22 protein-coding genes and 1 tRNA gene are annotated in these 24,930 nt (G+C 52.0%); 10 read left to right on the plus strand and 13 right to left on the minus strand.

Features of this window, described 5'->3' with window-relative positions:
• Position 1: 1 nt before the first annotated feature.
• From alr to rnr, 9 genes are all read right to left on the minus strand, one after another.
• Positions 2 to 1,093: an alanine racemase gene (gene alr / locus FT643_RS04645; RefSeq protein ID WP_156869699.1), complete on the minus strand. Its 1,092-nt coding sequence runs from the start codon at positions 1,091 to 1,093 to the stop codon at positions 2 to 4.
• The gene (gene dnaB / locus FT643_RS04650; protein ID WP_156869701.1) at positions 1,080 to 2,468 is read right to left on the minus strand and encodes a replicative DNA helicase; all 1,389 of its coding nucleotides are present in this window, start codon (positions 2,466 to 2,468) and stop codon (positions 1,080 to 1,082) included. The genes alr and dnaB overlap by 14 nt, the downstream gene beginning before the upstream one ends.
• A 214-nt stretch (positions 2,469 to 2,682) precedes the next feature.
• Positions 2,683 to 3,132 (minus strand): 50S ribosomal protein L9, encoded by a 450-nt coding sequence (gene rplI / locus FT643_RS04655; RefSeq protein ID WP_156869704.1) that lies wholly within the window; start codon positions 3,130 to 3,132, stop codon positions 2,683 to 2,685.
• A complete protein-coding gene (locus FT643_RS04660) occupies positions 3,132 to 3,998 on the minus strand; it encodes a hypothetical protein (protein ID WP_156869706.1) in 867 nt (288 codons plus the stop codon). The genes rplI and FT643_RS04660 overlap by 1 nt, the downstream gene beginning before the upstream one ends.
• 16 nt (positions 3,999 to 4,014) lie before the next feature.
• Complete coding sequence (gene rpsR, locus FT643_RS04665) at positions 4,015 to 4,242, minus strand: 30S ribosomal protein S18 (protein WP_156869708.1); 228 nt, start codon at positions 4,240 to 4,242, stop codon at positions 4,015 to 4,017.
• 20 nt (positions 4,243 to 4,262) lie between these two features.
• Positions 4,263 to 4,583, minus strand: coding sequence for a primosomal replication protein N (priB, locus tag FT643_RS04670; protein WP_156869710.1), 321 nt, complete (start codon positions 4,581 to 4,583; stop codon positions 4,263 to 4,265).
• Positions 4,584 to 4,621: 38 nt separating this feature from the next.
• The gene (rpsF, locus tag FT643_RS04675; protein ID WP_156869712.1) at positions 4,622 to 5,083 is read right to left on the minus strand and encodes a 30S ribosomal protein S6; all 462 of its coding nucleotides are present in this window, start codon (positions 5,081 to 5,083) and stop codon (positions 4,622 to 4,624) included.
• A 166-nt stretch (positions 5,084 to 5,249) separates the two neighbouring features.
• Positions 5,250 to 5,993 (minus strand): 23S rRNA (guanosine(2251)-2'-O)-methyltransferase RlmB, encoded by a 744-nt coding sequence (gene rlmB / locus FT643_RS04680; RefSeq protein ID WP_156869714.1) that lies wholly within the window; start codon positions 5,991 to 5,993, stop codon positions 5,250 to 5,252.
• A gap of 67 nt (positions 5,994 to 6,060) precedes the next feature.
• Positions 6,061 to 8,562: a ribonuclease R gene (gene rnr / locus FT643_RS04685; protein WP_156869716.1), complete on the minus strand. Its 2,502-nt coding sequence runs from the start codon at positions 8,560 to 8,562 to the stop codon at positions 6,061 to 6,063.
• A gap of 200 nt (positions 8,563 to 8,762) precedes the next feature.
• Between rnr and FT643_RS04690 the strand changes: the two genes are divergently transcribed.
• Positions 8,763 to 8,849, plus strand: a tRNA-Leu gene (locus tag FT643_RS04690).
• Positions 8,850 to 9,183: 334 nt separating this feature from the next.
• Positions 9,184 to 9,603: a helix-turn-helix domain-containing protein gene (locus tag FT643_RS04695; RefSeq protein WP_198043319.1), complete on the plus strand. Its 420-nt coding sequence runs from the start codon at positions 9,184 to 9,186 to the stop codon at positions 9,601 to 9,603.
• A gap of 231 nt (positions 9,604 to 9,834) precedes the next feature.
• Here FT643_RS04695 and FT643_RS04700 read toward each other — a convergent pair whose 3' ends face one another.
• Positions 9,835 to 10,176 carry a TA system antitoxin ParD family protein gene (locus FT643_RS04700; protein ID WP_156869720.1) on the minus strand — a complete coding sequence of 114 codons (342 nt, stop codon included), beginning with the start codon at positions 10,174 to 10,176 and terminating at the stop codon, positions 9,835 to 9,837.
• 408 nt (positions 10,177 to 10,584) lie between these two features.
• Between FT643_RS04700 and FT643_RS23320 the strand changes: the two genes are divergently transcribed.
• Entirely contained in the window at positions 10,585 to 10,728 is a 144-nt protein-coding gene (locus FT643_RS23320; protein WP_232339862.1) for a hypothetical protein, read from the plus strand.
• A 51-nt stretch (positions 10,729 to 10,779) separates the two neighbouring features.
• The gene (locus FT643_RS23325) at positions 10,780 to 11,022 is read left to right on the plus strand and encodes a LexA family protein (protein WP_232339863.1); all 243 of its coding nucleotides are present in this window, start codon (positions 10,780 to 10,782) and stop codon (positions 11,020 to 11,022) included.
• A 291-nt stretch (positions 11,023 to 11,313) separates the two neighbouring features.
• Here FT643_RS23325 and FT643_RS04710 read toward each other — a convergent pair whose 3' ends face one another.
• Positions 11,314 to 11,952, minus strand: coding sequence for a TetR/AcrR family transcriptional regulator (locus tag FT643_RS04710; protein WP_156869722.1), 639 nt, complete (start codon positions 11,950 to 11,952; stop codon positions 11,314 to 11,316).
• A 231-nt stretch (positions 11,953 to 12,183) separates the two neighbouring features.
• Between FT643_RS04710 and FT643_RS04715 the strand changes: the two genes are divergently transcribed.
• The 4 genes from FT643_RS04715 to FT643_RS04730 all read left to right on the plus strand — a co-directional run bounded on the left by FT643_RS04715 (position 12,184) and on the right by FT643_RS04730 (position 18,377).
• Complete coding sequence (locus FT643_RS04715; protein WP_156869724.1) at positions 12,184 to 13,329, plus strand: spirocyclase AveC family protein; 1,146 nt, start codon at positions 12,184 to 12,186, stop codon at positions 13,327 to 13,329.
• Positions 13,330 to 13,373: 44 nt separating this feature from the next.
• Positions 13,374 to 15,086, plus strand: coding sequence for a nitric oxide reductase activation protein NorD (locus FT643_RS04720; RefSeq protein WP_156869726.1), 1,713 nt, complete (start codon positions 13,374 to 13,376; stop codon positions 15,084 to 15,086).
• Between the two features lie 382 nt (positions 15,087 to 15,468).
• Positions 15,469 to 16,086: a hypothetical protein gene (locus tag FT643_RS04725; RefSeq protein ID WP_198043320.1), complete on the plus strand. Its 618-nt coding sequence runs from the start codon at positions 15,469 to 15,471 to the stop codon at positions 16,084 to 16,086.
• Positions 16,087 to 17,318: 1,232 nt separating this feature from the next.
• Positions 17,319 to 18,377, plus strand: a complete 1,059-nt coding sequence (locus FT643_RS04730) for an alpha/beta hydrolase (RefSeq protein ID WP_156869730.1) — start codon at positions 17,319 to 17,321, stop codon at positions 18,375 to 18,377.
• Between the two features lie 17 nt (positions 18,378 to 18,394).
• Here FT643_RS04730 and FT643_RS04735 read toward each other — a convergent pair whose 3' ends face one another.
• Positions 18,395 to 19,399: an LLM class flavin-dependent oxidoreductase gene (locus FT643_RS04735; protein WP_156869732.1), complete on the minus strand. Its 1,005-nt coding sequence runs from the start codon at positions 19,397 to 19,399 to the stop codon at positions 18,395 to 18,397.
• A 486-nt stretch (positions 19,400 to 19,885) separates the two neighbouring features.
• Between FT643_RS04735 and FT643_RS04740 the strand changes: the two genes are divergently transcribed.
• Positions 19,886 to 22,294 (plus strand): aldehyde dehydrogenase family protein, encoded by a 2,409-nt coding sequence (locus tag FT643_RS04740; RefSeq protein WP_156869734.1) that lies wholly within the window; start codon positions 19,886 to 19,888, stop codon positions 22,292 to 22,294.
• An 82-nt stretch (positions 22,295 to 22,376) separates the two neighbouring features.
• Here the strand turns inward: FT643_RS04740 and efpL are convergent, their stop codons facing one another.
• Positions 22,377 to 22,952, minus strand: a complete 576-nt coding sequence (gene efpL / locus FT643_RS04745) for an elongation factor P-like protein EfpL (RefSeq protein WP_156869736.1) — start codon at positions 22,950 to 22,952, stop codon at positions 22,377 to 22,379.
• A 780-nt stretch (positions 22,953 to 23,732) separates the two neighbouring features.
• On the opposite strand from efpL, the gene FT643_RS04750 reads away from it, so the two are divergent.
• Positions 23,733 to 24,887, plus strand: coding sequence for an AI-2E family transporter (locus FT643_RS04750; protein ID WP_156869738.1), 1,155 nt, complete (start codon positions 23,733 to 23,735; stop codon positions 24,885 to 24,887).
• The last annotated feature ends 43 nt before the right edge of the window (positions 24,888 to 24,930 follow it).

The raw sequence follows: 24,930 nt of genomic DNA on the forward strand, positions 1-24,930 counted from the left end.
CTTAAAGTTCTGCCTCTGAATACACCCGCGCTACCCGCTGGGTGACCTGACACATTAATTCGTAATTGATCGTTCCGGCCCACTGCGCAACTTCTTCTATGGGTAGCCCCGGTCCCCAAAGCGTTACCGGAGTATGCAACGGCAAAGCGCCAAGCTGACTCACATCCACTGCCAGCATATCCATGGAAACGCGGCCAATCACCGGGCAACGCACATTCTGAATTAACACCTGCGCCTGACTGTTGATATGGCGGGGATAACCATCACCGTAGCCAATGGTGACGATGGCTACTCGAGTGTCACGCAGTGCTCTCCAGGTGGCGCCATAGCCGACGCTGTCCCCAGCACAAACAGTGCGCAAGGAAAAGATGCGTGCCTGCAAGTGCATGACCGGTTTCAGATTAACATTGCTGGCCGAACGATGGGGCAACGGCGACGCACCATAGAGCATCAAGCCCGGCCGCACCCATTGGTAATGATGATCCGGTGCGGTGAGCACCGCAGCCGAATTTGCCAGGCTGGCATTCGTTGCGGCGCAGCGGTCTACCAGCTCGGTAAAGCGTGCGCACTGCTCATCGGTTAACGGGTGGGCGCTTTCATCAGCGCAGCCCAGATGGCTCATCAGCACCACTGACTGCACTTTATCGCTGCGTTGCAACCGGTTCCAGGTCGCCAGACAATCCGCTGGCGCTAACCCCAGGCGGTGCATACCGGTATCAATCTTAAGCCACACCGCAACCGCTTCCGGAATCGGTGTATTGAAGAGCAAGTCGAGCTGCCACTGCGCGTGCACCACTATCTGAAAACCAAGCGCCGATGCTTGCTGTAACTGATCCGCGTCCATTACGCCTTCCAGTAGCAGAAGCGGCGCTTTAACACCGGCTTTATGCAAAATCAGGGCTTCGCTGAAGGTTGCTACCCCGAAAGCATCGCTGCCCAGCAGGGCTTGGGCGACCCGTACGCTGCCATGCCCATAACCGTCGGATTTGATCACCGACAACACCCGGCTGCGGGGAGCCAACCTTCGCACTTCTTGTAAATTGTGGCGTAAAGCGGCCAGATCAATCTCGGCCCAGGCTCTAGTATTCTCCATAATTGTTGTGCGCCAGATCCTCAAAGCGGGTGTAACGGCCCAGGAAGGCCAGACGAACAGTACCGATGGGACCGTTCCGCTGTTTACCTATGATGATTTCCGCCGTACCTTTGTCGTCAGAATCCTCGTTATAAACTTCATCACGATAAATAAACATGATGATATCCGCATCCTGCTCGATCGCTCCGGATTCCCGCAAATCCGACATGATGGGCCGCTTGTTGGGCCGCTGTTCCAGACTACGGTTAAGCTGCGATAATGCAATCACCGGGCATTCCATCTCCTTTGCCAAGCCTTTCAGGGAGCGGGAGATTTCAGAGATTTCGTTGACCCGGTTTTCCGCCCCCGGCACTTGCATCAACTGCATATAGTCGATCATGATCAGACCGATTTCACCTTGATCCCGGGCAACCCGGCGAGCCCGCGCACGGATCTCCGTAGGGCTCAAACCAGCAGAATCGTCGATAAAGAGTTTCTGTTCTGCCAACAGGCTGACGGCCGAGCTGAAACGAGGCCAGTCATCCTCCTCCAGCTTACCGGAGGTCACCCGCGACATATCAATACGCCCCAGTGAGGCCAGCATCCGCATCACGATCTGCTCCGACGGCATCTCCATACTGAACACCAAAACCGGCTTGCCGGTACGGATCAGCGCATTCTCTGCCATATTCATGGAAAACGTCGTTTTACCCATGGCCGGCCGTGCGGCCACCACCACCAAAGCGCCTGCCTGCAAGCCGGAGGTCTTTTCATCCAGATCAGTAAATCCCGTCGGGATACCAGTGAACTTCTCGTCAGATTTGAACATCTGATCAATCCGGTCCACAGTGGATTTGAGCACGTCTTTAATCGGTTGCGGGCCGCCTTTCTTGGAACCCTGTTCCGCAATGCCAAACACCTTACGTTCCGCTTCATCCAGAAGCTCGGTAGAACTGCGCCCCTCCGGGTGGAACGCCGCGTCGGCAATTTCGCTGGAGATGGAAATCATCTGCCGCAGCACTGAGCGTTCCCGCACGATTTCAGCATAGGCTTTGATGTTACTGGCACTGGGCGTGTTCTTGGCCAGCAACGCCAGATACCCCATGCCGCCACTGTCCTCGAGAATACCGGCGTTATCCAATGCCTCACCCAGGGTCACCACATCAAAGGGGCGGCCCAGCTCCGCCAGCTGACTGATCGCCCGAAAAATCAGGCGATGGTCACGACGATAAAAATCCACATCCGAAGTGATCTCAGACACGTCATCAAAGGTCTGGTTGTCCAGCATGAGACCGCCGATAACAGATTGTTCTGCTTCCACGGAATGAGGGGGTACTTTGATCGACGCCGATTGCATATCGGCATCCAGGGACAGCTCGATGGGCGATTCACTCATAGGGTTTCAATGCGCTATATACTTTGTGCTTTTAAGGAAAGGAGTTGCGTCAAGTGTAACGGCTGTTCAAGTGGCAGTGCAAACAGTGACTGCGCTCAATAACAAGAGACTGAAACGACAAAACTCCGGCAGCCCTTAAGCTACCAGAGTTTTGCTAGGTATGACTGAAGCCTCCCGGCTTGTATCGGCTGCTATCAGCAGGCCGGCACAAGGCTTATTCGGGAACGACAGAAACCTTGATGGTCGCAGTAACGTCGCTGTGCACCTGGATATCGAGTTCGAAATCACCGGTGTTGCGGATCGCACCGTTGGGCATAAGCACTTCCGCTTTAACGGTTTCTACACCAGCGGCGGTCAATGCATCTGCGATGTCACGAGTACCCACAGAACCAAACAGCTTGCCTTCATCACCGGACTTGGCGGGAATCGTTACACTACCCAGTTCCGTGATTTTGTCAGCTCGCGCTTGCGCGGCGGCCTGTTGATCGGCAGCGGCTTTCTCAAGTTCGGCACGACGCTCTTCAAAATATTTAATATTCTCTTCGGTAGCCGGAGCGGCTTTACCTTGAGGGATTAAGAAATTACGGCCGAAACCAGCACGTACTTTCACTTTGTCACCCAGTTCGCCCAGGTTACGGTTCTTTTCTAGTAAAATGACTTCCATCACTCATACCTCTTTTGAATTCGTTTTCTAAAATCAACAAAACTGTCCATTACAGCTGCGGAGATCAATAACATCACTCCCAACCCGGCGGACACTAATAAGCCCACATAAAAGAATACCAGTAGCGGCAGACTGTTCGGTTTGCGACCAAACAAACCGTGCACCAACCCCAAGCTTGCCAGCAGTAACGGCATCACCGCACAAGGCAATACCATTCTTGCCTCCGGTTTGGCCTGAACCAGTATCAAAACCAGCATCAAACCTGCCGCCGCCATCGGTGTCAGACGCAGTTGATGAAACTCTGCCCTGAAACCGCCGGGGTTATACAATCGGGCCTGCAGCCAGCGCGCCAGCAGTAATGAAGCAATGGCGCCCAGCGTTGTAACCCAGGCCATGCCTTCCACTACCACACTGCGTACCGTGACTAACTCCAGCATGGCCTCGTTACCGGTTTTTTTCAGTTCCGCTTCAAATGCATCAAAGCTGGGCTGAAACAGGGTAACCAGATGGTCTACTTTGGCTGCGGCCAAGCTTTGAATTGACAGCATATACAGAGCAGAAACCACACCGGCGGCAATCACCGCCCAAGCTAACGACCTTGTACCCGCCAAAACCACAGCAGCCACTACAGCAGCCAGCACCAAACCGAGCTGAGAAACATCTCCGGCCGGCCAATGTACCATTACCGCAACCGCCGCTGCGCCCAAAAACGGGACAGCCGCGTCGCTAATACTCTTTCTTAAGGCAACCAGCGCAATCACTGCGCCGGATGTCCAGCCAAGCCCGGGCACCATGGCCAGGGCTACAGCGGCAGCGAGCGCCTGAAAGGGCCCGCTCATGATCCACTTTGCCAGTGACGACATCATACTGGCTCAAATATTCCTATTTGTGTGAATCTGAATACGGCAACAAAGCCAGGAAACGCGCGCGTTTAACGGCACGGGCCAGCTGACGTTGGTATTTCGCACTGGTGCCGGTAATACGGCTGGGTACGATTTTGCCGGTTTCGGTGATGTAATTTTTCAAAGTGTCCAGATCTTTATAATCAATCTCGACGACGCCTTCGGCGGTAAAACGGCAGAATTTTCTGCGGCGATAAAAACGTGCCATGGTCGGCTCCTGTTATTCAATTAACGCAATTCAATGTGCTGTGCGTGTAATACCAATTGGGTTGCAGAGCTGTCTTTATAGTTCCGGCGGGATAAAAACCCGGTTACTTGAAGACGGTCGCTCACGGCCAGAGGTTCGCAATGTTCTGTTATTTCCCGGCCCCGTGCCTCGACTTTTATTCTGCATAACACTTCCCGTGCTACGCCCGCCTCTTCCTGACGGGATCGATGTTCCAACATAAAGCTATAATGGGGAACACCACCGGGTGTGTAACGTAATCCTAAAACTTCCGTTACCGTACCACTCAGAATCAGTTGATTGCTTTCCACTTGGGGGTTCACGTATCAGCGGCTACTATCAGCAATCCAGCTCGCGGCGATTATTCGTCGGAATCTGAATCATCATCGTCGGAATCGTCAGCGTCATTACTGTCGCTGTCGTTACGGTCACGACTGCTGTTGTCACGGTCACCGGAGTTACGCGACTCGTAATCACGGCCACGTGATTCACCACGATCTTTCTCGTTGGATTTCACCAGGATAGATTGCTCAGTGACAGCTTCGTTACGACGGATCACCATGTTACGCAGTACAGCGTCGTTGAATTTGAATGCACTGGTCAGTTCATCAAGAACGTCCTGGGCGCATTCCACATTCAACATGACATAGTGTGCTTTATGAATTTTGTTAATCGGGTAGGCCAGTTGGCGGCGGCCCCAATCTTCCAGACGATGAACACTGCCACCGCCTTCCTGGATCTGGCCTTTATAACGCTCAACCATACCGGGGACTTGTTCACTCTGATCAGGGTGAACCATAAAAATGATTTCGTAATGTCTCATGACATCTCCTTACGGATTAAAGCCTCCCGCGTGCTCCCTCTCAGGAACGATCGTGGTAAGGCAAGGAGTAAATGCTTACTTTGCTTAAACGAACTAGGTTCCCCCCAGGCACAGAGCCCGAGGGATCGCGAATTCTATAGGAGGATTGCCGTAAACTCAAGCAGCTTTAAAGACGCTGGCGCAAGGCCTCAAACAAACAGACCCCGGCCGCCACTGACACATTCAGGCTTTGGACATCGCCCTGCATGGGGATAAACACCAACTGATCGCAGTTTTCACGGGTAAGACGTCGCAGACCGCTGCCTTCAGCGCCCATCACCAATGCAATATTGTCTTTTAAATCAACGCTATAAAGGCTACTGGCAGTCTCATCCAGCTCTGTACCGATCACCCATATGCGTCGTTCCTGTAACTCTTTTAACAATCGGGCCAGATTAGTAACCTGAACAAACGGCACCACTTCCGCCGCACCTACTGCCACGCGGCGCACCACCGGCGACAATCCGGCAGACTTATCCCGGGTGGTTATCACGGCATCAACGCCGGCCGCATCGGCGCTGCGCAGCACTGCACCCAGATTATGGGGGTCGGTCACGGAATCCAAAACCAGTAGCAATACCGGACCGGACTTGTTATCCAAATAGGTATAAAGCTGATCTTCATCCCAGGACTGGGACAAGCGGCAGCGCGCCGCCACACCCTGATGATTGGCATCCTGAAACTGATGATCCATGGCCTTCTTTGAGACCCGCTGACAGGTTACCCCCGCACGCTGCACCTGTTTCAGCAATGCTTCCAGGCGCACATCATCGCGCCCCTCCTGCAACTTCATTTCCAGCACCCTGTCCGGGTGCTTTTTTAATACTGCGCTAACGGTGTGAATTCCGTAGAGCCATTCCGGTTTGGACATAAAACGTAACTACCTACTGAACCTGCCTAACTACTGATACAAAGCTGCCGGTCAAAAGCACAGCCGGTTAACTTTTCTTGGGGCGGCCCTGCGCTTTGGCTTTTTTGGTTTTGGTTCGCGACTTCGCCTTTTTGGCGGCGGCCTTCACAATAGCATGACGGGACGACCCGGCTTTGGGTTTCTTGGGACCTTTGGCTTTTGGCTTGCCCTTCGACGGAGACTTTGCCTTACCTTCTGTCTTGGCTTGCTGCTTATCCTTGTTGCGCCGTGAACCGGATTTTTTACCCGGCGGACTGGTGCCGTCCTTATCTTTGCTCCAACGAACTTTTTTGCCGCCCGCCAGCAATTCAAAATCAATTTTACGATCGTCCAGATTAACTTTGGCGACACTCACCGTGATTTCTTCACCCAGACCAAACATCAACCCGGTGCGCTCGCCCACCAATCGATGACGCACTTCGTCGTAATGATAGTAATCACCTGTGAGCGAACTGACGTGCACCAGCCCTTCCACATAAATGTCCTTCAACTCGACGAACAAACCAAAGTTGGTAACACCGGAAATGATCCCTTTGAACACATCCCCGATTTTATCGCTCATGTATTCACATTTGAGCCAGCCAATCACGTCCCAAGTGGCTTCATCGGCACGCCGCTCGGTCATGGAACACTGCTCGCCCAACTCGACCATCGCGGCCTGACTGTACGGTAGGATTTTCTCTCTGGGAATATCAGGTGATCCCGGCACACGCTTGGTGTTCGGGCAATCAATACCGGAGCGGGCGTAATAACGCAGCGCCCGGTGCACCATTAAATCAGGGTAACGACGAATCGGCGAGGTGAAATGAGCATAAGCGCTATAGGCCAGCCCAAAGTGCCCTTTGTTTTCCGGGGAATACACCGCTTGGTTCATAGACCGCAACATCACCGTCTGAATCAGATCGTAATCGGGACGGTCTTTAATCTTAGCCAACACATCCTGATAATGTTCCGGCTTGGGATCGCCACTGGCCACAAACGGAATATTCAGTTCTTTCAGAAAAATGCGCAGGTTTTCCAGCTTTTCGTTCTTCGGGCCTTCGTGCACACGATACAACGCTGGCAGCTTGTATTTCTGCAAAAACTTTGCCGCGCAGACATTGGCCGCCAGCATACACTCTTCGATTATCTTATGGGCGTCGTTGCGTTCGGTAGGAACAATACGTTCAATTTTACGGTCTTCACCGAACTCGATTTTGGTTTCGGTGGTTTCAAAATCAATGGCGCCGCGCTCGGTGCGCTGGCCACGAAAGGCATGAAATAATGCGTATAAATTTTCCAGGTGCGGCACAACTTCTTTGTATTCTGTGCGCAGATCCTGGCCTTCCCTGGACTCTGCTTCCTGCAGCATGGTGCCGACTTTATTATAAGTTAGGCGTGCGTGGGAACAGATCACCCCTTCGTAAAAACAGTAACGACTAACGTTGCCTGCCGCGCTGACGCTCATCTCACAGACCATGGCAAGACGGTCAACATGCGGATTTAGGGAACACAGGCCGTTAGACAAATTCACTGGCAACATCGGCACAACATGCTCGGGAAAATACACCGAATTACCGCGTTTATGCGCCTCAATATCCAGCGGATCACCCGGGTGGACATAATGGGAGACATCGGCAATAGCCACATATAATTTCCAGCCACCGCTGCGCTTTTTCTCACAATAAACCGCATCATCAAAGTCTTTTGCATCTTCGCCATCAATGGTCACAAATGGCGTTTTACGCAAATCGAAACGGTTTTCGTAGTCCTTCTTATCGACACCATCGCCAAACTTTTCCGCAGCGGCTACTACCTCTTCAGGCCAGGTATGAGGTATATCGTGATTGCGGATCGCCACGTCGATTTCCATGCCCGGTGCCATATGTTCACCGATAATCTCGATAATACGACCCACCGCCTTGGAGCGATAACTGGGCTGCTGTGCGATCTCGACAACCACAAACTGCCCATTTTTGGCTTTTAAAGGGTCGTCATTAGGGATTAATACATCCTGACTGATGCGCCGGTTCTCCGGCACCACAAAGCCGATATTGCTCTCTTTAAAGAAGCGCCCCACCAAGCGCTGGGTCTTGCGCTCCAGCACCTCTACGATAGTGGCTTCACGGCGACCGCGATTATCTAAACCGCTCTGCCGCGCCAGCACCTTGTCACCATCAAAGCCACAACGCATCTGGCGGGCACTCAAATACAGATCATCGCCACCGTCGTCCGGCTTCAGAAAACCGAAGCCATCGCGGTGACCGATAATCACACCCTTTATCAGATCCATTTTCTCTGCCACGCCGTACGCATTACGCCGGTCAATCAATAATTGACCATCTCGAACCATGGCTTTTAAACGACGCCGCACCGCTTCAACGGGCTCATCATCAAACACGTCTAGCTCGGCACAGATCTGGCGGTGGGTCAGGGGCTTGCCCCTGTCATTGAGTAAATCGAGAATAAAATCGCGGCTGGGAACAGGATTTTCGTATTTTTCAGCTTCTTTGCCTCGGTTGGGATCGTCCGACCAGGACCAATTCGTCATGCACATTTCCTTTAATTTCGGGTGCTTGCAGCCACTTTAGGTAGTGTTCCCCCGTTTTACAAGGAACACAGCCAGGAACCATCGACCATTCCGCCGGTTCTACACCCTTTCCAGCCGCATGGAGACGCTTAATGGGCCCTATCATACGCAAATTGATTATTGACAGACAGTAAGCAAACCAGTAAATTTGCGGCCCACTTGCCCAGGTGGTGAAATTGGTAGACACGCCAGCTTCAGGTGCTGGTCCTCGCAAGGGGGTGGAGGTTCAAGTCCTCTCCTGGGCACCATATATAGACTGTTGTTTTTAAAGGTGACGGTTGAATCATAAAATGATCGAAACCGTCAGGTTATGCTTGAAAGACAATAACCTCATTTTATGCTTCAAATCTTTCTATATCTTCTCAATGCTTTGTTTTGAATAGCTTTTTCTACAAAGCAGTCTTACTTTACCAGTACGCTCTATAGCCAAATCTGGCAGATAATCTCCCTTATCTAAGGGTTTCCTAAAATCTTATTTTATCCCCTATACGCAGACTTCGACATAGAATGTGCTTAATGTGGAGGAACGTTTTTGTCCGAAGCATTACCCCCAGCTTTCTGACCAAAATGTCGAGGCGCTGCATGATCACTTCGTTACAGCAAAAGAAAAAAATACTGGAGAAGTTAACTCGGCTGCAGGCACAGTTAGATGCGCCTACCAAGCCCGGCGTACCGGAAATACTTGCGACAATGAGCAACGCGCAAATCGAAGATGCTATATCGCTCCTGCGAGCGGATGTTTATGCCTACGACGCTGCTTGTGAAGCCAATTTGGACAGGCTCGAATTCGATAGCTACGAAGAACTTTACAAACTGCCCATAGTCATACGCTTGGCCAGCAACCTGACCTTAGAAGATTTTTCCAAGGCAACAGGGATCAGTGAAAGCCAAATCAAACTCTATGAATCCAATGACTACCAAAACGCCCCCAGCCACATCTTCAGCACCATACTCAAGGTGTTTAATATTCAACTCAATGGTTACGCACATCGGAGCATGTAAAAAACGCAAGTGAGCATTTTGCCGGATTCGTGAATGGGTACATGATAAATAGAGGTACCACAAAAGCACCCATACCACCTGAACTGCAGTTAAGTCTATTTAGATTTAGCTGTGGTCTGTATGACATGCTGCTTGTTACATTGATGAAAGGCGTTTAAATTTCGGGGTTTATTCCAACTTCGTAGATCGGGGATTTGCTCGCATCATTAATCGTTGTTATAAATCCGCCGTTTATGACTGGTCACCTGGAAAAATAGTCTTGCCGTTTTCATCCAGGCCTGGGCCGGTGAGTTGTGCATACAACGTTTTTGTTGCCGTACCCGGTTCAGCCCAGAGGGCTTCGGTCAATTCTTCATGGAATACCTCTTGCTCTTGGAAAGTCAAATCATCATAGGCAATCTGAGCGCTAAGTGCAGCCTTGATCCGCTCGTAACTGAACTGGGGTGATCGTTCAATCGCCCTGCCTATCTTAGCCCAGAACTCAATCTGGCCTGCGAGAGAGCGACCACTGATTAACATTTCGTTCTCTGCAATGCCCACAATTTCGTCGGACATGTTCACGAATCTGGACATACTCAAACCCTATTCACTGCGCGTAGTGTCATTATGCGACCATGCTAAAACGCTGTCCATTCAACCCTCACATCGCAACCACATACTGCTCGAATTAACGCAATACTAGCAATATGTTGCCAATAGATAGGCTGGTTGATTTTTAGGATTCGCAAGGGGGGGGGAGATCAACTGGGAAATTAGGTCGAACACCCCGGGCTTCCACCAAACAGATTCAACCACTTACGAAAGCAAAAAGCTGTTAGAAACCATGGATTGAAGCCCCAACACATAGGCCAGATTGTAACCAACGGACAATGGAGTCCACATTTACACAGTCGCGTACCGAGGCTACTGAAATAAAGATGGAGATTTGTTTAGCCAATCAACCATACTGTATTAATATACAGTATGGTCGGAGCACTGAATATGACTTCACTTTCCCGCATTACCGCTCCCCCTACCACCACTGTCGCTCATCTTCCGCTGTTTCTGTCCAGGGTGGCGGCAGGCTTTCCCGTTCACACTCCCGCCGAAGATTTTGTGGATGGTGAGCTGGATCTACTGGAATAGCTGATCCAACATCCCTCTGCCACCTTCTGCTGTCGGGTATCGGGGGACTCGATGGAAGGTGCGGGCATTTTCGATGGGGACCTCCTGATTGTCGATCGCTCGGCAACCCCAAGACATGGGGATGTGGTAGTAGCGGCCGTCTCCGGTGAGCTCACTTGCAAATACCTCGACAAAAACAGACACCGACTTGTGCCTGCCAATGCGCAATACCGCCCCATTGAGATACTGGACGGGTCCGGGTTGGTGATCGAGGGCGTGGTGCTTCACTCCATCCGTCATCATCGCAGCAAGTAATGTTTGCTATGGCGCCTCAAGACCAAATTAAATTGTCCGATTTTCATCAGCAATTGTGTTAGCCAGCGGCAATCGTTTCGTCCTCATAAAACGATTCTTCGAACTTCGCTTCAGGGGCAAGATTAAGAGATCGACTGTCTCAAAAGGGCGAAAAGCGGTCAGTCGCTAGCGCATTCTTTCAATATAACTGTCAGCCTCTAAAGCGGACAGTTATAGATTACAGCTTCCATTCGATGAGTGTAAGAAAGTAAGTTCAATATCGACTCAACTCTTTGCACTCGGGATTACGTTTCACTTCTTTTTGCCCCGGGCGGATGGTGCCGTTCCGTAATCAGGCGTCCGACCAAGCGTTGGTGCTAACACAAGCCGATCGATGAGTTCCGCCACTCGCTCCACCGAATATTCACCGGGCTTTGAAAGCCACCAGCTTAAAATATCAAGCACAGATCCAACGCCAAAAATGGTCCCAACATCCATAGGAAGCCATTCATGTTGTGGAGCCCGCACGTCGTGCGCTAATGCGTAAGCAATAAACTTTCTTCGTAAATAGGCAGAAGCGCCACCACCAAGTTGCGCATCTCCTCCACCCAACAATGCAGTCCATAGCGCACGATGCTCGTTAATATAGTTGCAAAGCGCCAGCGCGGTCGTGTACGTATCTTCTCCAACGATAGCCGGCAATGCGCGGACGAAAAGCTGTTCGATCTCTTCGCTTACGATCTCGTCCACCAACTCTGCCTTTGAGGCGTAATGGCGGAAAAAGGTGTTGTATCCCACCAGCGATTCAGCGGCGATATCGCGCACAGTGATTTCATCAAAAGGTATCTTGGTGATCAGTGATAGCAGGCCATCGCGCAATGCACGCCGCGTGCGAAGAAGACGAAGATCGGTGGTGGGTGCTGTAGATAAGTTCTTAAGCTTCTTTGGCATAACTACTACGGTACCTTGTGCAAGGTGTTTATGTTGTTTTCCGCCTTATAGTAACCTAATTCTCTTTACGGTGCACAATGCACCATATTGACTATATATCACCATATATGTCTTAATGCACCACAGGCAAGCCGGGGGATGTTTGCAATGACGGACACATCCACGGCGGCTTATGCATTAGCGGCACGCAGCGCGCGCTCGATTAACTAGATTTGTACTCTGGAAAACACCATGACATCGCAGCTAAAAAACCACGCCAGTGACATTGATACCGGACCATCCATGACCTCGTTTTTTTGGTGGCTGATAGCTTTATTGGTCTTAAGTTTCGTCGGTTATCACGCCCAGGTCGGGCCCGACTCGTCGCGTATTGCCAACCCCGATATATCGGAAGCAGCCCGCGCCGCCGTGGAAGGATTGCCGCTCTGGGCATCACTTTGTAACTACTGGACGATCGCGCTGATGACGGCCAGCATCATTCCCTTCACCATCGCATGGCGAAAATATCCCCGACATCCCACCCTGCTTATGCTGATCGCGGGCACCGCGCTGGTCATCCAGGATCCCATCGCAAACTGGGTGTCTTACTCGGTCTTCAGTCCGGATCTTTGGCATTTTCCCGTGGATTGGCCCTATGTCTCGGCTGCGCCGATGGTGGAACCATTTGTCTGCATAGCGTATGCAACGGTACTTGTTGGTCCTGTCTTTGTCGCGATGCCACTGTTGCGACGTCTGCAAACACGCAATTCGGTTGATTCGTTTGTTTGGCGCCATCCGCTCATTGCCTTAGCGGGGATTACGTTTGTCATCGGATTCTTGCTTGATGCTGCCGTGGAAATCTTTTGCGTCAGTACCCGTGTTTACGCCTATACGCAGGTGCCGCCGTTCGGATCCATATTTGTCGGCGAATACAACCAGTTTCCCTTGCTATGGGAAAGTGGTCTCGCCACTGCAGTCATGATCCCGGCCTCAATACTTCTGTACCGTGATGACACCGGCAAAATCCAGGCTGAAAAATTAGCCCAACGGTTGCGCCTGTTTGCGAATCGTCCCGCGCTCGCCACCTTCCTTGTCATGTTCGCTACATTGAATCTTGCGTACTTATTCATTTATGGCGGTGGTTTTTTAACTATTCGCGCGGGCGGTTTCGCCACGTCAGTGGCTTGTCCATGGCCATTTCCGGAAACCAAGGTTTATGACCCGCAGGGCCTCTACGAAAAAGCAGGGCATCCTGGCCCTTTCTATGAAGGCAAGTGGAATACTTGGGCGTCAGGACAGCCTGAAGGGCGCCCTGTGACGGAGGGGCCGATCCCACCAGGACGTTGTGGCCCAGGCCGAGCAGAAGTGCAGCTGACTACGCCCGTCACAATGCGGTAAGAATCACTGTAGGGATTCTGCAGCAGAAGCTGTAAGGACGTGCAATGAAAAAAAAACATGAAACGCCGATCATTGATGATCACTCGCTTGAGTTGTTAGCCTCTGCGATCTCTGGAAAAGCAGTCAGGGTAGTGTCAGGGAAAATGAACGCGCTGTCATGGACAGATGGCCAATCTGTTTTCATCGATCAAGCGTTGAATGATCGGCAACAATTGGAAACTCTCATCTTCCAATCGTCCTTGCTGGCTAGTGGAAGCCTTGCTGCTGATGTCATGCGGAAGCTGAAGCGCAACTCGGCGCTTACTGAACGATTTCTTGTTGTTGAGGGTAATCGTGCGCTACTGGAAAACGAAGCCCTGTTGCCGGATTCTATGCATACGCACATTGACCGAGCGTTAGCTGCACGCAGTGATTCGCCAACTCATTCACTGGAAATCTCACGTGGACAACTTACCCTCGCCAAACCTCCGCAAGTCTTTGGGTGCATTCAACCACACCGCATCCTCGCAGCGTTTCCTAGTGATACCGAGCGTTTGAGCGTCCAATCGCAGGCCCATACTCCGCGTCGGCAGCACAAAGAGCTGAAGGAACTTGAAGCTGATGACGCTGACAACGGCGACGATGACAATGACAGTAGTACTGCTGTCGATGCAATTTCGGTTGGAGGAGCATCTGGCATTTTCGGCCGCTGGTTGCAGCGATTGCTGAAGGCTGTGCGACGCGGGCAGGGACGTGATGGCGGTCCGCCTGGAACCGATGCGCCAACGCATCAATCCAGGCGATTTACGCAAAGAAGAGGACCATCAGTAATGTCGACAGCGGTGACCGCTTTTGTGGACGACGCAGTGAGCAACGGTAGTGGGCTGAAGTATCCGGAATGGGATATGCGGCAAAATTGCTACAGGGAAGACTGGTGCACTGTCCATGAAGTCCCGGTGAGGATTCGCGATAACATTCAGCCGTTGCTGCCAGACTTCAATGATTTGCGTCGACCACTCGCCCGGATTGGATTGGGTCTTGATCGTTTCGGCCGTCAGTTGCAGGGTGAAGACATCGATATCGATGCAGCAATTGAATCTCGCGTTGAGGCGATCGCGGGCTCAACACCCGAGGAAAATATTTACGTTAATAGCCAGCGCCGCCGGCGTGATCTTTCCGTTCTGATATTGCTGGATGTATCGGGTTCCGCGGGCGAGTCCAGCGGCGACAATCAAACGATTCATCAACATCAGTGTAGGACTGCCGCATCGCTCACAGCAGCGCTTCACAACCTCGGTGACCGGGTTGCACTCTACGCCTTTAACTCGCGCGGGCGCTCGGAAGTACAACTCATTCCCATCAAGCGCTTCGACGGTCACTATAACGCAGCCTCTCTTCAACGCCTCTACAGCTTGAAACCCGGCGGCTTCTCCAGATTGGGGGCGGCGATACGCCATGGGGCTTCGGTATTGGAGTCAACGGGAGGTACATCACGGCGACTGTTATTGGTGCTATCTGACGGACTTGCCTATGACCATGGCTATGAAAAGGTTTACGGCGCAGCCGACGCTCGCCGTGCATTAGCAGAGGTGAACAGGGGAGGTACGGCAAATCTTTGTTTGACGTTCGGGCTCAACGCCGATGCTGAGTCGCTTCGAAACATATTTGGGAGTACTGCGCACGCAACACTCACCAAATACTCGGAGCTTGGCAAAATCATTGGCCCACTAATTCGAACTGCTCTGAGATCCGCTGAAGTGAAACGGCGGATTGCATAGCGGCTATCTTGATTAACAGAAGGATAAAAGACATGTCGAATTCCGATATTGGGTTTAACCCTGGTCTGCGCTCAACGGGACCTTCAATTGGCCAAGCCAGAGACAACGACCAACCTAACAATAGAGCCTATAATAACGCTTCGTTAGCTCGTCCTGCATATTCCGGCCGAACTTGATCACCCATTCTGGTTTAAGTTGATCACGGATTCTGGGGCAAGCTGATCAGTCATTCTGGTTTTATTTGATCGCTTTTTCCGGATTTCCAGAATCGGTGATCAATATCCGGAATGGCTGATCACCTTAAACCAGAATCACTCGTAACGCATTGATTAATATGAAGTATCAGTTAGTCTCATCATTTTGAGATGAAGGAGCTCGGCTGATGCCATCCAAGAGGTTATCAATGCGTAAAATCAAAGAAGTCTTGCGGCTGCACTACGAAGCCGGGCTGAGTCGAAGGGCGATCTCCGATTCCCAGAACGTCAGTTACGGCAGTGTGGCCAATTATCTACAGCGGGCCGAGCTCGCAGGTCTCCGCTGGCCATTACCTGCGGATATGGATGAGCGCACGTTAGGACGCCTGCTGTTCCCCAGCCAACCCGTTACCGGTCAGCGTCGCTTTGTTGAACCGGACTTTCCCCAGATGCACCAGGAGCTCAAGCGTAAAGGGGTGACCCGGCAACTGTTGTGGCATGAATACCGGGAACAGCATCCAAGCCAGGGTTATAGCTATGCCCAGTTCTGTCACCGTTATCTGGAGTGGTTGTCCTGTCAGCAGCGCAGCCTGCGGCAGACGCATCGGGCCGGTGAAAAGTTGTTTGTGGACTACAGTGGCCCCACGATGTCGGTGGTCAATCCCGATACCGGTGAGATACGTCAGGCCCAGATCTTTGTCGCCGTGTTGGGTGCATCCAACTACACCTTTGCCTGTGCTCATTGGAGCCAGAAGCAACAGGACTGGCTCGATGCTCATGTACAGGCCTTCACCTTCGATATCTGATCGTAGGATTTGGCATTCGTATTGGTTAACGATGGATAAAAACTTTCGGTGTAAAAACGTGAGTTGGCGTAGTGTACGGATATTGTAGCGCCAGGGCAGCTGCTGGGCTTGCAAGGCCAAATGCTTGTGCTTAGTCCTCGCGGTTAACGCTGTGCTGATATTTTTTTGTAGGATTTCCATCACGGGGTTGCTCAACCAACGAGAGCGGCTCCCTCTAATTTATCCAGATCGAAGGTGAGTAAACCTACTAACCTTGAGCTCATCCGTCAGACCGCTGAGCAACGGTACAAATTGTCGTTCCGTCAAATAGCGAAGTTATTTTGAGGGCGTATAGAGCTTTTTGGGCAGGGCCCGCGATTCTTGTTTGCCAGCGTATTCCTCGTAACCTTCGAGGGGCCATGCCTGCATTCGGGCCTGGTGGGTCAGCAAAAATCCAAGTGCCAATTTTTCCCAAGTTGTTTGAACACTTACCTCCTCGGGGCTGCAAAACAGTGCGGCATACAAACCGTACCGGGTCATGCCTTTTTTATGTAGGGGGTTTGCTTCAGATGTGGGGCCCCATACGGATTGAGCCCCCGTGGGCTGTTCAATTGTGTTTTGGTGTTGCCGGTAGAAGGCGCACCAATTTTCCAGCCAAAATACCTAAGGTGGGCAAGTGCGTTCAACCGCCACAACGGATCCCGCACAAGCTCGGGGTCGCCACTCAAGGCCGTGACTGAAGATAGTAGTATGTGGTAGTTTCTAGTGCTTTTTGGTGCTTGGTAGTCGGTCATTTTTCAGAGACCTCTCAGGCACTCCGCTAGAACCGGATTGCTGAGCCACCGCAGACAACCCCAGCTCACCCAAAAGCGTCGCATCCACTAGATCCAAATCCCCAACCAGGGTTTGGACAGTTCTGTTGCCTCCTTCCTCGCGTCCCAGGATCCCAGGTTGGTAAAAGATCTCAACGAGTAGCCGTTTTTGCATTTCCCGAAAATTTAACTTTCCAGAGTAGGACATTGTCTCTATGGTTCAGGCTGAATCGGTGTAAAGCCAGATCGAATAGCCGATGATATCCGGAGGGATGCGGTGGCGCTTGCATGTTTTCATCGGGCGATTGTAGCAAAATGCAACTTTAACTTGGCAGTACTGCCAAATAGAGACTTAATGCGATGGCTAATTCATATTAGAATTTGGATGATCAAGCCCCTATATTAATGTAATCATTCTAGTACCACCATACCGAAGCGCCTATGTCCCTGATTGAGCTCACTAAACGCAACGCCCTCAACACCTTGCTCCAACTTCCCAACCCGCTTAAACGCCGCCTCGCAGGCCGCCCCATCCGGTTGGATGGGCTGGAACTGGATCTGGATATGCAATTGCTGGTCAAGCTGTCCCGATTGGAAAAACCACAGCGGGCATCTCATGATCCCCGCATGCTGAAGATCAGCCGGGAGGCGTTCAATTCCAGTGTGCGCATTGTGGAAGGCAGGAAAATTGAACTGCCGGCGCGGGATTTGTTCCTGTGTCAGGCTGCACCCTATCTTCCAGCGCGCCTGTACACACCTGCAGGAAGTAGTGATGCCTTACTTCTGTTTTTTCACGGTGGTGGCTGGGTGCATGGCAATCTTGATACCCACGACAATCTGTGCCGTCATCTGGCGCAGGTGACGCAGGCCAAAGTGTTGGCGGTGGAATATCAGAAAGCGCCGGAAAATCCCTGGCCGACGGCAGTGGATGATGTTTTAAGAGCCTACCGTAATGTATTGGAACGCCTGCCTGAGTTCGGATTGCGGAATCCGGTGATGGCGGTTGCGGGGGACAGCGCAGGCGGCAAACTCGCTACGGTACTGGCACGCAAACTTTCCCATGAAAATATCCGTTCGCCTGCGGCCCAATTGTTAATTTATCCATCTGCAGACAGTCCGCGTGAAGTAGGTTCACGTAAACTATTTGCCGATGGTTTTCTGTTAACGGACGAAGGCATTCGCAAATATCGGGAGTGTTACGTTCCCGCTGGACAAGATGATCGTCACCCTGACATCTCCCCACTTTATGCCGACGATCTTGATAAATCACCACCCGCGGTTGTGGTCACTGCCGGGTTTGATCCGTTACGTGATGAAGGCCGGGATTATGCAAAAAAGCTGCAACAAAACGGAATACAAGTGCAATTGCTGGAATTCCCCGGTTTGGTCCATGGCTTCGCCAATATTCTTTGTTCGCACAGCGCACTAAAAGCCGTAGAGGAAATGGGGCTGGCACTGCAGGCATTAATGCAGCAGGCGGCCGCCAATCGGGCGGACTAAATAATTCAACATGCAACCTACGCAACCGGGTCAGTTTGCAACTCTTGCATGATTTCGGAGAACAACTCGAACGATCGCAATCGGTCCTGCAGATGAAACATACTCGATACCACCATGAGTTCATCGACCCCGGTTTGTTCAACAAACTGCCGGGTTTTCTGTTTCACCAGCTGCGGCCCGCCAATGAACGCGTATTTCAAAAATTGTTGAAAAGCCGGCTCAACCAGCAGCGCTTTCAGCTCCGGGGTAAACGGCCCCGGCGCTTGTAAAAAATCCCGTTTATTGGTGAGGATACCCAATACCATGCGGATCAACGAGGTGGATAGCGTTTCCGCGGCCGCATCGGAATCGGCCGCGATCACATTGACACAGGCAATAGTGTAGGGAGCCTGCAGCTGCGCGGACGGTTGAAAGTGGTTGTGATAAATACCAAGTGCTTCGTGCAATTGATTGGGGGCAAAGTGACTGGCGAAGGCATAAGGTAAACCCCGTTTAGCCGCGAGCCAGGCACTGTCAGTGCTGGAGCCCAATATATAAATAGGCAGCCGGATGCCTTCGGCAATGGGGACTCTTACTGATGCATTGGCGTTGTCCGGGGCACAGTATTTCTGTATTTGCGTGATCTCCTCCGGGAAGTTGTAGACCGAGTGGGTTCGGTCCGGCCGTATGGCGTGAGCGGTCGCCTGATCAGTCCCCGGCGCCCGCCCCAAACCCAAGTCTATCCGGTCCGGATAGAGTGCAGACAAGGTTGCAAAGTTTTCTGTCACGATTAGGGGAGCATGGTTGGGCAGCATAATGCCGCCGGAGCCGACCCGGATGCGTTCCGTGCCCTGGGCAATATGGCCGATCAGAACGGCGGTGGCAGAGCTGGCGATGCTCACCGTATTATGGTGCTCTGCCAGCCAAAAACGATGATAACCCAGCTTTTCCGCCTGCTGGGCCAGAATCAGGCTGTTATTAAACGTTTGCTTTGGTGTGGAGCCGGCTGCAACGCTGGCCAACTCTAAAATCGAATATTTCATAGGGTCATTGCCGTGCGGGCCTCTGCCCGGGTTAATAGCACGAAGTGAAAGTAAGCATCACCTAAGCGCGATCCGCCAAGCCTTGTCAAGCTGGCTGCTTGGTAAAAAACACCGCGGCTGGCGAAGCTTCGCCTTCTGGCCCGGATTCGGATTCGGTATTGCCCTATTGGTTCAATTAAAGTTTAGAGAAGAATCAATGCATTGCGCTTCTTTGCGCTCAGAACCACCGGAACTAGCACCCTGTTTCCCCCTTGAGGAAGCGCAATTTCGCCGCATTGAATTCTACAGAATGGGAATTTCTTTATAATCAACAGTGATGTATAGTAGTAAAGCATAACTAGAATTTTATCAGATTATAAATAATAACCCGACACATCCATGATACTTCGCACTGGCGTGGCATTCTAAGAAGATGCAGAGGGTCGACACACTGATGATCCAACTCTCGACTGGGTATGGTTAACACGCCTGCGAGCTGGATCGAGTTTGAACTACTTTGAGTTACAGGAGAATGCAATGTCATTGTTCGAAAAGTTTAGCTACCGCAACAAGCGAGTCTTGGTTGTAGGTGGGGCAACAGGTATGGGCGCTGCAGCAGCAGAATTGGTTCGCGATGCAGGCGCCGAAGTGGTGGTCATGGACCGCGGCGAGATTACATTGGAAGGCGTGCGGACGATCTACGTCGACCTGTCCGACAAGCATTCAATCGACCAGGCACTGGCGGAATGCGATGGCAAGATAGACGCGCTCTTCAGCTGCGCCGGCGTGGCCGACGGCACACCCGGCATCGAGCGGATTAATTTTATCGGTCATCGCTACATGATCGATCAGATTTTCGCGTCGGAGCGCTTCAACCAGGGCGCCGCCATCGGCATGATCTCGTCTGCTGCCGGCATGGGTTGGGAAGCCAACCTGCCTGAGCTGATCGAGTTCCTTGCCATAGACGACTTTGACAAAGCAACGGAGTGGACGGTCGAGCACGAAAAATGCAATTACATGTTCACCAAGCAAGCGGTCTGCGCCTATGTCGCCCGCATGGCGATGCCCTTTCTAAAGAAAGGTGTCCGTATCAACGCCATTCTGCCTGGCCCCACTGACACCCCATTGGCACGTGACAACGCCGACTCCTGGCTGGCATTCGGCAAGGACTACCGTGATGAAGCCGGCGTGGAAGTGTCCACGCCGATGGAACAAGCCGGACCGCTGGTTTACCTTTGCAGCGACGCCGCCTCGGTGGTCAGTGGCATCACCTTGATCACCGACGTGGGCTTTACCAGCTCAGCGGTCTCGGACGTTTTCCCCAGCGCCAAAATGATCGTCAACTTCCTGAGAGGTGTCGGTGGTGGCGCGGCGGGTGGCTCATCGAATGCACCCCAGGTGCAGCGTTCCACCGCGACCAAAGCCGATAAACCCAAACTGCCGGAAGTCAACCCCGAGACCCGCATGCTGATCGACGGCAAGCTGGTGGAAGCAGAGAACGGCGCGACCTTTAATAACATTAACCCGGCCACGGAAGAAGTGATCGGTGCAGTCGCAGATGCTACCCGTGCCGATATGCAACGCGCCATCGCTGCGGCACGCCGGGCCTTCGACGAAACCGATTGGTCCACCAACCGGGATTTCCGCAAGAAATGTCTTATCCAGCTTCGCGACGCGATTATGGAAGAACGCGAAGAACTGCGCGAGCAACTGATCCAGGAAGCAGGCTGTCCCCGTATGTCCACCGTGCGCCAACAGTTGGACGCCTCTTTCCCTGAAGCGCTGGATTACCCCATTGGATTGATGGACCGGTTTGACTGGGAGGTAGAACTTCCGGACGGCAAAGGCAGTCAGGGCGAACCCAATGCACGTCGCATCTGGAAAGAACCCATGGGTGTGGTCGGGGCAATTGTGCCCTGGAACTTCCCGTTCGAAGTCGCCATCAATAAAGTTGCCCAAGCGTTGGCGACCGGCAACACTTTGGTACTGAAACCTGCACCGGATACCCCCTGGAGCGCTACTTTCATCGGCCGCATAGCCGCTGAAAAGACCGATATCCCAGCCGGCGTACTGAACGTGGTGACGTCATCCGATCACCTGATCGGCGAAGCACTCACCATGTCACCTGCAGTCGACGTGATTTCTTTCACCGGCTCCACCTCAGTGGGCCAACGCATCATGGAGAAAGGCGCAGCAACCATGAAGCGTGTCTTCCTTGAACTCGGTGGCAAGTCGGCCAACATCGTTCTGGATGACGCCAACCTGGACTCCGCACTGATGGGCGCACTGGCTGTTTGCTTCCACGCTGGTCAGGGCTGTGGTATTCCGACACGGATGCTGGTGCCCAAGGCACGTTACGAAGAAATCGCAGCCCGGGTGAAAGGCATTATGCAAATGGCACCGTATGGTGATCCGCAACGTGCCGACGTGATGATGGGCCCGCTGGTCTCTGCCAAGCAGCGCGACCGGGTTCTGAATCTGATCGATATCGGTGTTGCAGAAGGCGCTACTCTGGCGCTCGGTGGTAATCGTCCGTCCGCATTCGAGAATGGCTACTATGTAGAGCCCACGTTGTTCACTCACGTCGACAACAAGATGACCATCGCCCAGGAAGAAATTTTCGGGCCGGTGCTGGTACTCATCCCGTTTGAAGACGACGACGATGCCGTACGTATTGCGAACGAAAGCCGCTACGGTCTGGTTGGCAGCGTTAATTCCACCAACATCGACCGGGCCATGTCCGTGGCACGTCGGATTCGCGCAGGCGTAATGTCCATCAACGGCGCCTACGCCCATGGTGCTGACATTCCGTTCGGTGGTTACAAGTTCAGTGGTATCGGACGCCAGAATGGTGAGGCCGGATTTAATCAATATCTGGAAACCAAGTCCATCGCCTGGCCTATCCCCAAGAAGTAGCGAACAGCACACCGGCATCCACAATGATGCCGGTGTTTTCCTTTTCAAGCGTTTTAACCATACTTACCACAATCGGTAGCGGTTACTTACTGTCTGCCCTTCCCATGAACTTTCTTTCCTCCACATTGATCTTAATTCTATCTCCCGTCGCAATATGCTCGGGCACATTTATGGTGACCCCGGTGGATAGCTTTGCCGGTTTTGATCGGGACGTTGCAGAAGCACCTTTAATAGACGGATCGGTTTCCAACACAACCAGTTCGACGTTCGCCGGCATATCCAGTGCGACCGGCAACTCATTAACCACGATCACCTGGAGGCCCTCAGTCTCTTCGTTAATAAAAAGCATCTCTTCGGCGATGGCATCCTTATGCAGGTTGTAAGGCGTATAATTCTCCTGATCCATAAACACAAATTCTTCCCCGTCAGCGTAAGAAAACAGGGCCGGTCGGCGCACCAGATCAGCTAAATTAAGCATGTCGGAGTCTTTAAAGGTCTCGTCTATTTTACTGCCTGTCACAACATCATACATGCGCATTCGGTAGAGACTACCGCCGGCCCGACCCTGCGGCACGGAACGTTCAATATCTCGCACGATATAGGTTTTACCATTGTATTCAACGGCAGCGTTTCTTTTTATTTCACCCGCTTTCGGCATTTTCTAAATCCTGAAAAGCTTACGCTTAGTAGAGGTTGGGGAGTTAAATATCCCGTTAAGAATGGGTCTCCACTTTAACAGGCTATCAAGTTGACGCTGACCCGACCTTCAACATTTTTTCAGGTGCTTTTTGCGGTTTTCTGCCGAGGGTGGGATTCCACTCAATTCTAATTTCAGGGTTTGCTAACGTCCAGCACTCCCCACTCGAATTAAGAAAACAGACCCACATTAAATGCTGTTCAGGCCCATAATCAATTACGCCATGGGCCAGGGCCGATTCGTTTTTAGCGGGTATGAATAAGGGTAACGGTGGATTAAGTTGGGTGAACATGGAAGCCTCCTGGCACGGGTATAAAGATCGCTATCGGCTTCGCACTTGCAGCATACTGGCCAACTTTGTGTACATCGGGCGAAATTGGGTTTGCGATGGAGTGAATATGGGCGTTCCGGGTACAAAACCGGTCTGTGAGCGCGGACGAGCCGGGCATTGGCACGGCCGCAACAAGAACGCTAACCGAAGCCGGGCTGCAATTATTGCAAGCATTTTGAAAAATCTTCCCGCCGCAGCCGGATTTCCTACAACTGAAGTAGCGGGAACAGCCACTTTGAGCGCGCCTGGATAATTGGCCCTTTTTTTGCGTACTATCGCTGAAGCACTAATATTAGAAAATAAGCCGGGCTTGAATACCAACGTTGAAATAAAGCCACAGAAACACGACGGCTAGGGAAAGCGCATTCACCGTGTATCAACAAATCTCGACTGGGGAGATCCAAAAACTAGTGGCAACCGGGACAGGCTTTGCAGAAAAACCGCAGGAATCGACTCTATCTGACTGGCAGCAGTTAAACCGTTCATGGTTATTCACTGCGACTTTGGTGCTGATTTTCACCACATTAAGCGCGCATCTTTTGGTATTCGCGAGTTCGGTTCTGATCCCCCTTCTGTTCGGCTTCTACCTCGCTGCGCTGCTCTACACTCCGATGCTGTGGCTCAAGAAACTCTACATCCCGGAAGCGTTGAGCGCATTGATACTGGTTCTGCTGGTGCTCGGCACGCTGGTTGGAAGCTTGGTCCTACTAAAAGAACCTGCCGAGCAATGGCTGGAAATCGCTCCCGATATTCTCTCTAAAGTGCAATCGCAGGTACCGGAATTACGGGAAACCATGATCGAGGTTCAGAGTCGCTCTGAAGATATGGAAGATCTGGTCGACCACGCTATGGCAGCGGGCGACGAAGTCAACCCCACCGGCACTGGGGATAACAGGGTGGTAGTAACAGAAAGTCGGGGCGGCTGGAAAGACCAGCTCGTTGTATCCCTGACCTCCTTCACTTGGACGCTCTCGATCACGCTGATCCTGTGCTATTTCTTTCTGGTGGGCGGAGACGCCCTGGCGCGGAATATTTCAGCGACGTTTCGCCGCCGCAGCAAACGCATTACGTCTCTCAAAGTGATCCGCAAAGTTCGTAGCCAACTTGCCCAATATATTGTTGTCACCATGTGCGTCAACCTCAGCTTCGGCCTGCTCATTGCCGTGTTACTATGGCTTTTCGGTGCCGAGTACCCGGTTCTGTGGGGTATACTCGTGGGATTAATGCGCTATATACCGTATATCGGAAATGTGCTGTCATTGGTGGCAGTGACTGCAGCGGTGGCAACCAATAACCTGGAGGTCACCTATTTGATTGTCGCTCCTGCCTCCACCGCAGTACTGATGTTTATCTGCGGCAATTTTGTGGATCCGTTTGTACATGCGCGACAATTTCAGCTGAATCCGATCGTGATCTTTGTATCCATTATCTTCTGGAGCTGGATCTGGGGCGTTGCCGGCCTCTTTATTGCTGTACCTACGTTGTTGGTGATCGCAGTAATCTGCGGGCATATCAAACGGCTTGAGCGTATTCATTTGATCCTCTGCTCCGGCTCTGCCAAATGACACCATCAGGTGCACCTGTCACACCGATTTAAAAAAGATTAAT

The organism is Ketobacter sp. MCCC 1A13808 (genome assembly GCF_009746715.1).
Taxonomy (GTDB): Bacteria; Pseudomonadota; Gammaproteobacteria; order Pseudomonadales; family Ketobacteraceae; genus Ketobacter.